This is a genomic window from Salipaludibacillus sp. CUR1 (assembly GCF_021028955.1).
GTDB lineage: Bacteria > Bacillota > Bacilli > Bacillales > Salisediminibacteriaceae > Salipaludibacillus.
Genome location: NZ_JAIWPE010000018.1, coordinates 1 through 14932, shown reverse-complemented (window position 1 = coordinate 14932; position 14932 = coordinate 1). Strand labels below are relative to the sequence as shown.

The 14932-nt window shown below is 44.4% G+C and carries 12 protein-coding genes; 1 reads left to right on the top strand and 11 read right to left on the bottom strand.

All coding sequences use genetic code 11. From position 1 onward, the window contains the following. Positions 1-13: 13 nt before the first annotated feature. From K8O68_RS04000 to K8O68_RS03950, 11 genes are all read right to left on the bottom strand, one after another. On the bottom strand, positions 14-466 hold the full coding sequence (locus tag K8O68_RS04000; protein ID WP_230895649.1) for a GNAT family N-acetyltransferase: 453 nt from the start codon (positions 464-466) through the stop codon (positions 14-16). Positions 467-693: 227 nt separating this feature from the next. Further along, positions 694-1659, bottom strand: a complete 966-nt coding sequence (locus tag K8O68_RS03995; protein ID WP_230895648.1) for a calcium/sodium antiporter — start codon at positions 1657-1659, stop codon at positions 694-696. A gap of 97 nt (positions 1660-1756) precedes the next feature. Next, positions 1757-3169 carry a sensor histidine kinase gene (locus K8O68_RS03990; RefSeq protein ID WP_230895647.1) on the bottom strand — a complete coding sequence of 471 codons (1413 nt, stop codon included), beginning with the start codon at positions 3167-3169 and terminating at the stop codon, positions 1757-1759. After that, the gene (locus K8O68_RS03985) at positions 3166-3867 is read right to left on the bottom strand and encodes a response regulator transcription factor (RefSeq protein WP_370640483.1); all 702 of its coding nucleotides are present in this window, start codon (positions 3865-3867) and stop codon (positions 3166-3168) included. Before K8O68_RS03985 ends, K8O68_RS03990 begins: the two co-directional genes overlap by 4 nt. Before the next feature lie 237 nt (positions 3868-4104). Then, the gene (gene srrF, locus K8O68_RS03980; protein ID WP_230895646.1) at positions 4105-5364 is read right to left on the bottom strand and encodes a respiratory selenite reductase-associated lipoprotein SrrF; all 1260 of its coding nucleotides are present in this window, start codon (positions 5362-5364) and stop codon (positions 4105-4107) included. Positions 5365-5369: 5 nt separating this feature from the next. Next, the gene (locus K8O68_RS03975) at positions 5370-5993 is read right to left on the bottom strand and encodes a TorD/DmsD family molecular chaperone (protein WP_230895730.1); all 624 of its coding nucleotides are present in this window, start codon (positions 5991-5993) and stop codon (positions 5370-5372) included. A 31-nt stretch (positions 5994-6024) separates the two neighbouring features. Continuing rightward, the gene (srrC, locus tag K8O68_RS03970; protein WP_230895645.1) at positions 6025-7221 is read right to left on the bottom strand and encodes a respiratory selenite reductase subunit SrrC; all 1197 of its coding nucleotides are present in this window, start codon (positions 7219-7221) and stop codon (positions 6025-6027) included. Positions 7222-7238: 17 nt separating this feature from the next. Further along, on the bottom strand, positions 7239-7775 hold the full coding sequence (gene srrB, locus K8O68_RS03965) for a respiratory selenite reductase subunit SrrB (protein ID WP_230895644.1): 537 nt from the start codon (positions 7773-7775) through the stop codon (positions 7239-7241). Next, positions 7775-9988 carry a respiratory selenite reductase catalytic subunit SrrA gene (gene srrA, locus K8O68_RS03960; protein ID WP_230895643.1) on the bottom strand — a complete coding sequence of 738 codons (2214 nt, stop codon included), beginning with the start codon at positions 9986-9988 and terminating at the stop codon, positions 7775-7777. Before srrA ends, srrB begins: the two co-directional genes overlap by 1 nt. A 22-nt stretch (positions 9989-10010) precedes the next feature. Continuing rightward, positions 10011-11087, bottom strand: a complete 1077-nt coding sequence (gene srrE / locus K8O68_RS03955; RefSeq protein ID WP_230895642.1) for a respiratory selenite reductase-associated lipoprotein SrrE — start codon at positions 11085-11087, stop codon at positions 10011-10013. Between the two features lie 196 nt (positions 11088-11283). Beyond that, on the bottom strand, positions 11284-12882 hold the full coding sequence (locus tag K8O68_RS03950; RefSeq protein ID WP_230895641.1) for an aspartate:alanine exchanger family transporter: 1599 nt from the start codon (positions 12880-12882) through the stop codon (positions 11284-11286). Positions 12883-13141: 259 nt separating this feature from the next. Between K8O68_RS03950 and K8O68_RS03945 the strand changes: the two genes are divergently transcribed. After that, complete coding sequence (locus K8O68_RS03945; RefSeq protein ID WP_230895640.1) at positions 13142-14728, top strand: alkaline phosphatase family protein; 1587 nt, start codon at positions 13142-13144, stop codon at positions 14726-14728. Positions 14729-14932: the final 204 nt, after the last annotated feature.

The window sequence follows — 14932 nt, the reverse complement described above, 5'->3', positions numbered from 1 at the left end:
GCTCCTAGAAAAATTAGTGTGAGACATCCTTCCAAACCATATCTACATGGGGAATATCATCTTCCAAATATACTTCTGACACTGGTTTAAATCCGAATGAGCCATAAAAGTGCATTGCATATTCCTGAGCCTGCAGTTTAACTTCCTTTTCTTTCAGGTGATTCTTTAAAAAATCCATAGACCGCTCCATTAATTCTCTGCCAAGGCCTGTTTTCCGGCAGCTTTCTTTTACAAGCACACGGCCGATCGATGCCTGTTCATAACTGACACCAGCTGGGAGAAGCCTCGTATAGGCAACCACTTCGCCATTTTTTTTAGCGTAAAGGTGATAGGATGCCTGATCCTTATCGTCTACTTCGGGATAAGGGCAATTCTGTTCTACGACAAAAACATTCACTCTTTCCCTGAGCAGGGCGTAAAGTTCATTTGCAGTTAATTCTTCAAATTTTTTTATGTACCAGTCCATGCCGAATAGTACCTCCTGCAGCAATTTGACACAGCAAGCAAAAAAGCCTGTGCATCAGCTTCATTCTATCAATGTTTGTGGAATTTTCAAATTATTATAAACCCTTTCGTGCTGAACGTCGATTATAATTATATTTCCGTGCTGATGCGGGGTGGGTGAGAATAGCCTGATATAAAAAGTATACAGCTCATATAAAAGCACCTGCCAGGCTCATGCGGCAGGTGCTTTTAATTACGATAAATAATATAAATGAGATAAATAATGTAGGAGCTGACAAGTACGGCTCCTTCCAGCCTGCCGACTTTCCAGCCTGTCCTGGAGAACATGAGCAGCGAGACCGTAAGAATAATCATAAATGTGACATCAACAAATATTCTGCTGTCTATGTTAAGCGGATTAATAATAGAAGCAGCTCCTAATACAAATAAAATATTAAAAATACAGCTTCCGACAATGCTTCCTAAAGCCAGATCACTGAACTTCCTGATGGCTGCAGTGATCGCGGTAACAAATTCAGGAAGAGATGAACCTACAGAGACGACAGTCAAACCTACAAGTGTTTCGCTCATTCCAAACTGGAGAGCTATGTCTGTACTGCTTTCCACGACCCAGTAGCCGCCAAGAACTACCGCTCCAAGCCCAGCAAGAGTAAATAAACTGTTTTTTCCCCACCCGCCCCCTGAGGCTGTGCGTTCATCCACACCCTCGGTTATGGCTTTGTCTCTATGGTTTCTCGCCAATTCAAATACATAGTACATAAAAATAGCGAAAAATAGTAACAGGACAATGCCGTCCCCGCGGGATAGAATATTAGACGCTTCTGCATCCACCCAGGTGTCGGCTACCAGGGCCATAATGGCGATCCCTGCGAGCAAGGTAAATGGAATTTCTTTACGGACCGTCTGGCTTTCAACTTTTAACGGTAAGATCACAGCAGTAAGGCCGACAACCCCTGCAATATTAATAATATTACTGCCTATCACGTTTCCGAAAGTGAGCCCCGGGCTGTCTTCCAGCGCAGCAATAATACTGACAGTCGCCTCAGGCGCGCCAGTTCCAAAAGCGACAATGGTTAATCCGACCAGTACAGGTGAGACCTTTAAAATACGGGCTATTTCTGACGCACCGGTTACAAACCAGTCTGCTCCCTTAATTAAAAGTATAAAACCTGCAACGAGCAAAACATAAACCATGCATCTCACCGTCCTTATCTGTTGCAACGGTTTTATTATGCATGGTTAAACGGTCTTTTATTCTATTCGGGGAGAAGAGTAGAAACCTTCTCCCGTGCTAAAAGCTCTCTCTAAACAAGGGCAGTTTTACTGTCACAGTCATGCCTTTACCTGGTTCAGATTCAAATGCCAGCGAACCGTTATGCTTTTTGATTATTTCTTTAACAATCGTAAGGCCCAATCCTGTCCCTCCAGAGGCGCGTGATCTCGATTTATCAATCCGGTAGAAACGTTCGGTGAGCTGCTTCAATGCTTCTTCCGGGATGCCTTCCCCGTAATCAATAACCTTTAATACAGCCTCGTCTCCTTCTGTTTCCATTAAGACGTCGATATAATGTCCTTCTTTTCCGTATCGGACAGCGTTTTCTATTAAATTGACGAGAACTTGTTCAATCCGTTTTTCATCCCCATTAATAATGGCGCTGTAATCCAGGTCAGTTCTGATTTCTATATCCTGCTGCCTGCATAATAAATCCATTCGTTCGACTGCCTCTTCTATGAGTTGCGCAAAGGGTATCGGAGCGAGCGACATTGGGTAGGAGTCTCCTTCCAGCCTCGCTAAATCAAGGAGGTCATGAATAAGACTCTCCATCCTGTTCCCCTCGGCCTGTATTTTTTCTATATATTTTGTTTCCAGTGGTTCCCCTTTTCCCTTCTGATCCAACAGCACTTCCGAATATCCTTTTAAATAACTTAAAGGTGTCCTTAATTCATGCGACACATTGCCAAGGAATTCCTGTTTTTTCTGGTCAGCTTCAGCTAAGGAAGTACTCATGTAATTAAAAGAGGCGGCAAGGTCACCTATTTCGTCCTTATTAGAAACCTCTATCTTCCTTGAAAAATCCCCCTTGGCTACGTCCTTTGAAATAGCTGTTATTTTCTCAACCGGGTTAATGACGTAATCTGCCACTTTTTTTAAAATAAACACAATGACTGTAAATGCCAAAGCTAAAACAGCAAATATCAGCCCTTGAACCGATTGGAAAGGTGCAAAAGTAGCGGTAACTGGAGTAGATATTATGACAGCCCCGAGCAGCGTGTCGTGATCATCCAGTAATGGGTTTAGTATAACGAGATAATCTTCATTGTGGCCTGCTTTGGTCGAAATCAAAGGATTATTCTGAGCCAGGTTCACCATTTCTTCATCAGTCAATTGGCGTTCAGCGTCGTGTAAAGGAATATTTAACGGGAGTTGCCCATTCAACAGGTTTTCCGAGTCATCATATTGTATATTGGCAGCAGCACACCTGGACATAAAGGAAATAAGCTGATGGAATTCTTCCTTTTCCTCATCATTCTGCTCATAGTAAGCTTCAGCAAGGACGTCCCCCCTTGCGCTTAACTGGGCGACCTGGTTTTCCATATAATACTGCTCATATAAATAATTTGTCAGCATAATAATTGAAAACATCGTGACACTTGTAAAAGCAATAATGAAAATCCACGTTTTTTTCTTAAGCGACCATGTCATGTTTTCACCTTCTCAAGGACATAACCGACACCATAAACAGTCTGGAAATACTCCCCAGCCTGTTTCATCTTGAACCTTAATGTTTTCATATGAGTATCGACCGTGCGGTGCCCGCCTGCCGTATAATTCATTCCCCATACCCGGTCCAGCAACTGTTCCCGGTTAAACACCTGCTCTGGATGATTCAAAAAATGGATTAGCAGATCATACTCTTTCCGGGTTAAGCTGATCAGTTCATTCTTAACATAAACTTTACGGGCACCAGGGTTTACTTCTATAATTCCGTAGGTGATCTCCCCTGTATCGTTTTCTTCATTAAATTCGTAGTTTCTCCGCAGCTGGGCTTCAACTCTGGCCAGCAGTTCCCTTGGACTGAAAGGTTTAATAATATAATCATCAGCTCCGGATTTAAGTCCCTGGATCCGGTCATTCTCATCTGACTTTGCTGTGACCATTATGACTGGAATTTTCCTGGTCATCCGAACTTCTTTTAATGCCTCAAACCCGTTCATTACCGGCATCATCACATCGAGAAGAATAAGATCTATTTTATGGGTGTTAATTATATCCAGTAGTTCACGCCCGTTTTCTGCCGTAACCACCCGGTAGCCTTCCTTCTCGATATACTCAGAAATAAACGCCGCCATTTCGGCTTCATCATCGGCTACTAAAATTGTGAAGTTTCTCTGCCCCATCATACCCGCCCCCGTTTTTACCTGTTACCCTTATCATACGAAAAAATTCATCCCTCTCCTAGCATATCCGTTAAAGTGTGCGATAATTGACAAAAAAAGCATATAAAGTTTTTGGGTGAGGATGATTAGGGTGAGGCAATGGAGCGGATGGGCGATTGAGCAGTACTTGGACAAAAAAATGAAGATGCAAAGGGGTTGTCCTCAAAAGGTTAACTTTTGGGACAACCCCTCAAAATAGGTTTAATCAAGAGAATAACTGCCGTCAGAAGAAATTGAAATCGGTCCGTTTAAATAATATACCTCTTCATAACCGAGATCTGCTATCTTTTCTACCACTCCGGCTGCCCGGGCGCCGCTTGCACAGTGGATAACAAGCGTATCATTTTTATCTTCTGGTAAATTCTCTTCTACCCCAGGATCGTTTGCATGAATATCTCCATCCGGAATATGGATAGCGTTATCGATCATCCCGCTGGCTGTCTCAGATTCGCCGCGTACGTCAATCACGGTTGAGCCCTTTTGTACGAGATCATCAAACTCATCTGAGCTGACCGATCTGTCGACTTTTCCGGCTGATACGTCAAAGTCTTCTCCGCCGCTTTCCATTCCAAACACCGGAAGCGCTGCCTGCTTCCACGCCGGCATACCACCGGCAAACACTTTCACATTCGTATAACCGTCGCCAAGTAAACTTTCAGCCAGTTCATGGCTTTTATGACAGAAAAAACCTCCGCAGTATACAATGATTTCTGCCTCTTTATTTTCCGGAGCAAACCCGGCATATTTGACACCGTACTGCGTATCATCCCAAAAAACAGCGGTAGGAATGTGTTCATTAAAGTAGCCTTCATACGTTCTGGTGTCAATTAATAAAACAGGTTTGGTATCCTCTCTGGCAACGTAGGATTCCATGATTTTTTCTTCCACGTAGGACTCATCGACCGTAAAGTAATTCCCTGCCTTCTTCCAGGCCGGCGTGCCTTCCTGATAGACATACGAATTGTCATAGCCAAGTTCCATCGCTTTTTCAGCAGAATTGCCGCTTAAAGGACAGTGAAGTCCTCCGCAGTAAAAAATAAGCATTGTTTCTTTATCTTCCGGAAGCATGTCTGTAAAGGAATCAAACTCGCTGTCAGGGATGTTTACCGCCCCATTGATATGCCCGGCTGCAAAAACTTCCCTCGGTCTTGAATCGATCAGGGCTACGCCGTTCCATTCAGGAGGCACTTCGTCATATGAACTCCGGTCCTGGCTGGTCGTCTCCTGTCCGTCCAGTACCCTCATTAATTCAAGAGTGGTAATATAGTTCCAGTCTTCATTATAAGGAACATGCTCCTCTTCGTCTTCCTCTTCCTCCGTTATGATGTAGTCAGACAGATCCTGTTCAGAAGCGCTTGTGAAAGGCTCCGGTTCGGCTGCTTCCAGTTGGGCCTCTGTTCCGCACCCGGCAGCTCCGGCCATGATTAAAGCTCCCAACAGCAGCCCGTAAATCCGGTTCATTGTCATCACTCCTCTCCGTTTATTATCTCCAATGGATGGATCGACAGCAGGTTTCTCAGCCTTCTCGTCACTTCCTGATAAAAAGGCACCCCGCCTAATTTGTTCATCTCTTTCTCAAAATCTTTTATCCAGTCCAAATGTTCTTCATAGAAGGTGACAGCCATACGGGTGTCTTCTCCAAGCAAAAAAGCATAAAATTCCAGTTCAATCACAAGATGGTCAGGCATCATCTTAAATTCTTCAGGCACTCCAAAGCCGTAACAGCTTAGTAAATGATTCATATGAAGTGCGCTGTCCCCCATATAATAGCCTCTTTTTTTCGCAAGCTGTTTAGGAGCATCAGCGTCGGTACTCCAAGGTTTATAAAGAGATTCTACGGGAGGCGAAAAAGGTTTGCTCAACCCGCTGAATGCCGTCATAAACTGTTTTTGTACATTGTTCTCTTCGAAGCTCAGCTGATGAAGATCGAGCTTTGTTGTAACAGGCACGGAGCAGGATATGAACCCCCGGGTCATTTCATTTTCAGCAGCTCCGTTCATAATATCTCTTTCTATCTCCTCATCAGGATATTTATACAGTTCCGCAAACAGTGTAAGCAGCATTTGATAATTATTTTTCACAGCTGGCATGATCACTTTCTCACCTCCACTATTTAGAATTTCAGCGAGCGTATTTATAGCCGGTATTGGTCATTTTTTCCCCGGATTTTTCAGATTCAGTGTGGTGGTCATCTTCTAAATTTAAGTTAAATAATTTTTCGCCCAGGATGTAAATTAGAATAGTCCCGCCAACCCCAAATCCGAAAGTGGCCCATTCAGACCACGTAATAGAAAATTCTCTGAGACCTGTTGCAGACTCTGCTCCTGGAATAATATTTAAAGGTATGGCCTGCCCTGCAAACACCATAATCATTCTCATTGCAAAAATACCAATTAGCATGGATAGTCCCGACAACATTAGTGCAAGTCCTTGCTGTTTTTTTAAGGTGAGCAGCAAAACAATTGGCACAACAAAGACAAAGCCTACTTCAAGAAGCCAATATGGCAGTGTCAGGGCCCCGCCGGCCATGAGCATAGCTGCATCAGCCTGTCCGGGTACATTTCCGGAAAGAGTGTAAATCCACTTCCACACATTAAAGAATACGGCAGCTGCCAGTAAGCCTAATATCATTTTAGACATTACGGGGGGCAACTGACTGATTTGGTCTTTTGTCTTTTTCGAAATAACATCTGCTTTAGACATGAGGAACATCATAATGCTGACAAATGCGAGACCAGAAATAAAGGCCAGCAGAATAAAATAAATAGAAATGTAAGCATCGTTCCAGTATCCTCTGGCGACTGCCATACCGAATACAGCACCGAGAGTACTTTGAGCAGCTACTGCAACGGCCAGAACGATCGGACTGATCACATTAATTTTCTTATGATCCCCTTTAAGCTGAAAGTAAAATTCGACAACATGTAACGCGAGATAGAAACTGTAAAGCAGGCCCATCCAGAAAATTGGAGCGGTAAAGTTTGGGGAAAGAATGATATACACCATTGCCAAAGGGTTTCCAAGTTCAATTCCGATCATGACAAAACCCATTAGCAAAGTAGCAATCGATGCCAGCGTCATTCTTTTCGTTAGCACATCGAACTTATGAACTTTAAATGTGTGTGCCAATGACGAAATAAAAGTTAACCCTGTACTGGTTGCTACAAAAAAGACATACGCTCCAATCAGTGATCCCCATGGCACATAGTTAGTGGTCCCCATCACATGTTCTCCATGAAGAAAAATATTAATCATTCCTGCCATCCCAATTAAGACCAGGAGAGCGGATATTCCGATCCAAAGTTTTTGCTTCAGCATAATACTCACCTCGCTTATTATTTAATGTAATAGATTCGCGGCTGTGTTCCTTTTTCAGGAATGATTTGTTTCACTTCATGTTGAGCCATTTTTTTATTTATTTCACTACCCGGATCATCCAAATCCCCGAAAAGCCTTACTTCATTCATACAAGTACTTGAACACGCAGGCTGCTTTCCATTTTCCAGCATTTCAGGACACCACCGGCATTTTTCCGGTATTCTTCCTTCATTCAGGTTACGGGCATCGTAAGGACAAGCCGTCATACAGGCTTTACATCCGATACATTTATTTTCATCAATCGAAACGATGCCGTCCTCCCTTTTGAAAGTGGCATTAGTCGGGCACACCGTGGCACACGGCGGATTATCGCAGTGCATACATTGGAGCGGGACAATTTCCATGACAGCATGCGGATATTTTCCCCGTTCAATAAATTCAAGTCTGTTATAAGTGACTTCTTCCTCAAGTTCGTTATACATACTGCATGCAACACTGCAGGCGTGGCATCCTGTGCATTTTGAGGCGTCTATTAAAAGTCCGTAACGGGCCATTATGCTTCACCACCTTTGCTGACAGTCACGACGACTTCCTGTGACATCGTTGTGCCGGAATAAGGTTCAACCATAGCAGGAATAAAATCATTGTAGTTAACTCCCAGGTTATAAGAAGTTTGTAGTTTATCCGAGAATCCGCCATAAGCGGAAGAGATCCATACGCATTCAGGATGAATCAGTTCAGTCACTTTAACGGGGATGCTTTTAGTCGCCAGATCCGAAGCTATAGTCACCTGATCACCGTCTTTAATGCCTAGTTTTTCAGCTCTTTCACTATTCATCCACATCGCGGTCCCATTGTACTTTTCAGTAATTTTGACAAGGTGGGGATTGTTGCTTGTGACGTGATGGGAATGATACGGCTGCTTTCCATGAATCAGCCTGAACTGATCAGCTTTTGACCGGTCCGGCTCCACTTTAGGCGGAATCCATGTTGGAATTCCTTTTTTGCCGTCAATGCGGAACAACTCAGCAGAAAACTGGATTTTACCTGTGTACGTTCCAAGAGCTGGTTTGCCTTGCATATTCACCGGAAATTCAGGCTTAACCGAGCTGGTCTGAAGTTCCACAGTCCCCGCTTCTTTTAGTTGTTCAGGTGACACGCCTACAGGCTCCAGCATCGCTTTCATTTCATCTTCTACCGTAAAATCATAAAGGGCATTATAACCCATCGCTTTTGTGACCCCTCTCATAATATCAATCAGCGGTTTTGTATCGTGGAGCGGGTCTGCCACCTGCTGTCGAATTGAAATCTGAGGGTAATCGTGTGAAATATGGCCGGACACGGCTGTAGGCACTTCTGTTCTCTCCAGATAATAACTTTCAGGCAGAATATAATCCGCTGTAAAAACAGAGGTTTCATTCCAGTCAACAGGGATGGAAACCACCAGCTCCGCTTCTTTTATTTTCTTCTGATACTCCGGGTCAGGCGCTGTTCTTAAAGGATTGAAGTGATAAATAAAGACAGATTTAATTTTGCCGTCAGCAATCATATCAGGGACCGTTTGGGAAATGCCGCGGCCCGGCTCGACAGTCATATATTCGCCTTCTACCCCTGCCCCGTCTGCCCGCGGTCCTTTCTCTGTTTCAACAATATCTTTATGAAGGTATTCTCCGAAGTCCACGTTCGCGCTCGGCATTAAACCGCCGCGTTTGTAGAAATTGCCGGCCAAAGCGTTTAAAATGACTCCCATCTGCGCTGTTTGTGTGCTGTTAATATAATGGCAATGAAGTCCGTGCCACCCCGGTTCAATAAACGCCTCAGGAGCGTTTGCGGCAAACTCCCTGCTGATCTCCCTGATTTTATCAGCGGGGATGCCAGTCAGCTCTTCTGCCCATTCAGGTGTTTTATCTTTGTTTTCGTGCCAGTATTCCTCAAAGCCGTCGACGTACTTTTTAACAAAAGCTTTGTCATAGAGGTTCTCACTGATCATCACTTGGGCCATAGCAAGGCGGAGAGCTAAATCGCTTCCAGGTCTTATCGGGATCCAGTCATCGGCTATTTTTGCTATTTCAGAGTATTTCGGATCAATAACAACGATTTTTGCCCCGTTCTCTTTCGCTTTCGTGATCTGATTCATACCATTTGGAATAATTCCTCCGGCAAAGTTTCTGCCTTCAAAGATCATATACTTCGCGTTGGCATGGTCACCGTTAAGCATACCGCCAACCATCTGCTGCCACGCATTCGTCTTTGAGGAAAAGCACGTGGAGTAATGCGTGATATAGTTGGATGATCCGATACGATCGAGAAGAGGATCGGCGTACCGCTTGCCCCTGACGCCGTGTTCAAGCCAGAGAAAACTGTTTCCGCTATGCTCCTCATTTATTTTAGTCAGCTTTTCCCCTATTTCCTTAAATGCCTGCTCCCAGGAAATAGGTTCAAATTCACCTTCCGCTACTTTTTTCATCGGTCCCGGCACACGGCCCTTGCCGTAAAGGTCCGCTGCCATTCCATGTCCTCTCGCGCAGAGTCTGCCTTTCGACTTCAGATGAACGGGGTGGCCTTCCACACGCCATAAGCGCCCATTTTTCATATACGCGTAAATACCGCACATACTCGCACATCCGTTGCATGTTGTGGCAATTCTTTTCATATCTTCATTCTCTGCCGCTTCTTTAAAGTCACTGATTGAGAGTTTAAACGGGATGGCCGCTGCTGCCGCAGTGGCAGCTCCCGCTTTTAGAAAACTTCTTCGCTTCATTTTCATCTCGTCTTTTCACTCCTTTCGTTTAACTGCAGCTCGTCTCTACCTCGCCGCCGTCTAAATCGTATTTAAGCTCCTCAACAGGGAGCGTCTCTGTGCCGTCAAAATTAAGCGGCGTCTGTCCAATGATGCCTTCATCACCAGCCCACATACTCATCCCGTAAGCCATCGGGACAGCCGGTATTTCAAGCTGGTTAAGCAGGCGGTTCACCTGGCTCGCATCATAGCCGTTATAGCCAATTAATACCGTCGTTTTTTCAGGATCAAGCAGCTTCAGCTGGTCTGATTCAAATAAATCTGTATACGGAATGTTGATCGCATGAGGCACGTGGCCTCTCTTATAATCGTCTTCAAGTCTGATATCAACTAACTGGTAGTCTTCAAATTCTTCTTTTTCAACCATTTCTTTAACATCTGAAACGCCTATGACCGCTGGCATGTCTTTATCCAGATAATTTTGTGCCTGGTTCATAACTATTTCACTGATTGTGAGATCGTCCATATAAGTCACTTCAGGCAGTTCATAGGAACCTTCTGTGTCAGAAGAGTGCGTCACAACTTCCAGCTCCGCCGGTGCCCCCGGAATACTGGCGCCAAGCTCAGTCCCTGCAGCATAGCCTCCCATTCCGAATTGAAGCGTTTTCGCTTCATAACCTAAAAGATTCAGCGTCCCCGCCGTCTGGCTTGCCGTATGCCCTGAGAAACATACCACATAAATTGTTTTATCCTCAGGCAGCTGGTCCAGCATGTTTTCTTTCCCGGAAATCCGGTACGGGATATTTACGGCTCCTGGGATATGACCTTGAGCAAAAGTGGATGTATCCCTCACATCCAGAATGAGAAACTCCGTACTGTCTTCAAAAATCACTTTCTCATACAGCTCTTTAGCGGTTATGATGTTAAAATCCGGCTCCTGCATATACTCGTAGGATTGCTGGCGGATGTCCTCAAAGACGTCTGTCTCAAGAGCAGTTTCCGTCTCTTCCTGGTCATTTGCCGCATCCGCTTTTACTTCCTTTGCCGTTAATGCGTCTTCATTTCCGCAGGCCGATAACACAAGCAGCAGCAGTCCAACTGATAAACCTGCCCATTTAAGTATCATAAATTCAACCTCCCTTTACTTTTCCTGATAAAGCCGTCTTTCCGTTATAATTTAAGCTTAGAAAACAATTATGAAATGAGCATGAAATCCTTCAGAGCATTCTGTGAACAGCTGAAAAAAAAACGCCTCACAAACCGTCGTTAAGACGGCCTGTGAGGCGCGGATTATAAATAAACGAACACGAACCTGTAAATGGTTAAAGTACAAAGACGAGAAGCTGTGCGGCGATCGCTACAAAGATAAGAGCAAACGGATAAGCGGCAGCGTAAGCAATAGCAGGCTCATCCCCTTTAGTAAGCTGGTTCACAGCTCCTAAACCCGGCGTACTCGTTAATCCCCCGCAAAGAGCGCCGAGCGAATGAAGAATGCTTAAGTGGAAGAGTTTTTTTGCAATTAAAAATCCGGTCAGTATGGGCAAAATGGTGATAAGCGCCCCTCCGAAAACTAGACGAAGCCCTTCTGCCATGACGACCTCTACCAGGCCTTCCCCTGCTGTGGTGCCGGCCCCGGCCAGAAACAGCACGAGGCCTATGTCACGAATGACCTGATTGGAAGGCTGGAAAAACCGTGCCTGGATGGGCCCCAGTTTTCCGAAGTGGCCGATAATTAAGGCAACGAATAATGGACCGCCCGCCACACCGAGCGTCAATGTGCCAAGCCCAGGCAAATAGATCGGCATTAAGCCGACGAAAATGCCTATAAGCAAAATTAAACTTAATGAAAAAATATGCACATTAGTAACAGCGAGCTTTTTTCTGCTGAAAATCTGTTCAACCTCATTCAGACGGTCCTCACTGCTTACGACGGTTAAGATGTCTCCCCGTTCAAGGCGCCAGCCGGGATTCTGGTTGAACTCAAAGCCTCCCCGCTCCATTCGCGTGACGGTTACACCGAACCTGCTTCGCAACCGCAGCTCCCTTATACTTTTTCCTATCATGTCTTCCGAATCCACGGTGACCTTTCTCAATTTTATATGGTCGGCATTGGAAAAATTCGTGTCTACTTTCCGGCCGATATCCTCACATAATTTTTCCAGGTCACGCGGTATCCCTACAGCTACAAGGCGGTCGCCTTTTAAAATGACTGTATCGCTTAAACTGATAATGTTCCGGTTTCCTCTTATGACACGGCTGATTACAGCTGAACTATTAGGCGCAAGCTTCAGTTCCTTCAGCGTTTTTTTATGCATATGGTCCGACGTCACTTCAATAGTCATCGCTTCCGGAGAAGTTTTGTGTCTTACAGGCCCCACTTTCCGTTTTAAATCTTTTTCTAAATCAATCTGCAGCAGCTTTGGGAACAGCTGAACAAACAGAACAACAGCCACCACACCGAACGGATAAGCTATCCCGTAACCGACTGACGCGAGTGGATCGTTAGTCGATTGGAGGGCAGCAGCAAGGCCCGGCGTACTGGTAAGAGCGCCTGTCATAAGCCCGATACTTAAAGCGGGCGACAGTCCAAGTACCTTTGAAACTAAAATAGTTGTCAAAGAAGCGATCAGCACAATCAGCAAACCAATAATGCCAAAAATAATTCCGGATGTTTTCATCATTCTGAAAAACCTTGGGCCTGCCTGCAGCCCGACAGCAACAATAAACAGACTGAGGCCGAGGTTTTGTACCACCGGCGAGATCTGGTAACCGAAATGGCCGAATACCATGGCCACAAGCAGCACACCGGACGTACCGAGACTCAGCCCTTTTATTGTTGCCTGGCCAAGAAGTGAACCGAGAAATAAAATAACAAAAAGGAGCACAAGCGGCTCTTGCAGTAATTGTATGAGCGGTTCCATACTGTTTCCCTCCATCTGTAAAACAACTGGTGACCATTAAATGAATACTTTCAATTATAGACCTCCTGCAAATAAAAAAAAGTGTTATCCCCCTGTAAACTAAAGTATTCACACATTTTTAGAGAAACGTTCATACAGTTGTCAATGATAACGCTCTCAAACATCTCTTAAATGAGCAGATAATCCCATGCATTAAAAACGGATTCAAAAGAACACTATAATCATACGTTCGATCGTTTTAGGCAGAGAATAACGGGAGGTGGCGAAAATTAAATACCTTTTAGTACTAATAGTTCTATTAACCTCTTGTCAGATGGGCAGCAGTATTGAAAACGAGCAGGGAGATTATTTGTACAGCCGGGCTCCCGACTCGTCGTCTGATAAAAAAGTGGTGATGGTGATGATTGACTCATTAATGGGCTCCACACTTGACGAGAGCCTGGAGGAAGGGAGCGTTCCCGCTCTTGAATACTTAATAGAGAATGGCCAGTATTATAAAGATTTAGTGGCGCCTTTTCCAAGCATGTCTGTCACGGTCGAAAGTACGTTAATCACTGGAGAAATGCCTGATAAACACGGCGTTCCTGGTTTATCCTGGTTTAAACAGGATGAAGACCGGATTGTGAACTACGGGTCTAATTGGGAATTCTGGCGGGAAAACGGATTATCCCAAGGACTGTATGATGTGCTATATAACCTGAATAATGAGCATCTAAATAAAGATGTTCCTACGGTCTTTGACGATCTTGACGCCCAGGGATTTACTTCCGGAGCTGTCAATACGGTGTTATACCGCGGAAATACAGAACATACGCTTGACATGCCTCCCTTAACCGAACATTTGAGTGACCTGCCAGGCACTATTGAAACAAAGGGACCTGACAATCTCTCTTTCGGGCGTATTAAGAAACCTGACGGATTTGAAAGTGAGGCATTTACAGATGGTATTTTTAACCGTGCAGGCCTGGTGGACAAGTATTCAATGGAAGCTGCCCAGCGCCTTATAAAAAATAATAGGCAGCCGGATTTTCTCCTTTTATTTTTTCCTGACAATGATAAAGAAATCCATAAACACGGTTCCTTGCACCGGGATGGGTTTGAAAAAGCCGATGGCTGTTTACAGGGAATCCTTAATAGCTATGGCAGCTGGGAAGAAGCGCTTGAAGAAAATGTGTTTATCATTTTCGGTGACCATGCCCAGGACCAGCTTAACAAAACTGAAGAAGAGACAGCGATTGATTTAGAGAGCCTTTATGGCGATTATTATATTGCTGATTTAGGGGACCCGGTCAGTGAAGGAGACATTGGTTTAGGCATCAATCAGCGGAGCGCCTATATTTATGACTTGCATAACAGAGACCTGATTCCCTCTCTAGCGGGGCGTGCGCTAAATCATCCGGATATTGACATTGCGGCTTGGATGGAGGATGGATGGGTTAAAGTGATGAGTCCTGCCCATAAGGGAGAGCTGCGTTTTAAAAGAGGCGGAGAAAAAACGGATATATACGGGCAAAATTGGACGATTCAAGGAAATAAAAAGATCCTGGATTTGAATAAAAAGGGTGATAATGACATGAGCTATGGTAATTATCCGGATGGCCTGAACCATTTGGAAACTGCGCTGAAAAGCCATGAACCAGCCAAACTGGTTCTTACTGCCAGACCAGGCCATTCTTTTTACGCAGATGGTATTGCTGTCCATGAGGATGGCGGAGAACATGGCGGGCTCCATAAAAATGACCTCCTTGGCGCACTCGTTATTGCCGGAACTGACCAGGAACCGGACACCATTCGTATCGTCGATTTGAAAAATTATATATTAAACCATTTTGAAGATAAGGAATAAGGAATGGAAGTAATTACTTTAATGGTGTGGATACATTTTTTCCTCTTTCTTTAACAATAATAAAACTGATGGACTATTCTTTTAAAGTCCTGCGGTGGTATGTCAATTGACAATTAATCAGGTATTAAATTATTAAGTCCCATTTTTCCTGAAAAAGGCCGTAAGAAACTAGCCTAGTAATTAAATGGAAATTACTAGGAGATT

Coding starts and splice junctions, on each gene's coding strand:
- K8O68_RS04000 (WP_230895649.1), bottom strand. CDS start 466: ATGGACTGGTACATAAAAAAATTTGAAGAATTAACTGCAAATGAACTT.
- K8O68_RS03995 (WP_230895648.1), bottom strand. CDS start 1,659: ATGGTTTATGTTTTGCTCGTTGCAGGTTTTATACTTTTAATTAAGGGA.
- K8O68_RS03990 (WP_230895647.1), bottom strand. CDS start 3,169: ATGACATGGTCGCTTAAGAAAAAAACGTGGATTTTCATTATTGCTTTT.
- K8O68_RS03985 (WP_370640483.1), bottom strand. CDS start 3,867: ATGATGGGGCAGAGAAACTTCACAATTTTAGTAGCCGATGATGAAGCC.
- srrF (WP_230895646.1), bottom strand. CDS start 5,364: ATGAACCGGATTTACGGGCTGCTGTTGGGAGCTTTAATCATGGCCGGA.
- K8O68_RS03975 (WP_230895730.1), bottom strand. CDS start 5,993: ATGCCAGCTGTGAAAAATAATTATCAAATGCTGCTTACACTGTTTGCG.
- srrC (WP_230895645.1), bottom strand. CDS start 7,221: ATGCTGAAGCAAAAACTTTGGATCGGAATATCCGCTCTCCTGGTCTTA.
- srrB (WP_230895644.1), bottom strand. CDS start 7,775: ATGGCCCGTTACGGACTTTTAATAGACGCCTCAAAATGCACAGGATGC.
- srrA (WP_230895643.1), bottom strand. CDS start 9,988: ATGAAAATGAAGCGAAGAAGTTTTCTAAAAGCGGGAGCTGCCACTGCG.
- srrE (WP_230895642.1), bottom strand. CDS start 11,087: ATGATACTTAAATGGGCAGGTTTATCAGTTGGACTGCTGCTGCTTGTG.
- K8O68_RS03950 (WP_230895641.1), bottom strand. CDS start 12,882: ATGGAACCGCTCATACAATTACTGCAAGAGCCGCTTGTGCTCCTTTTT.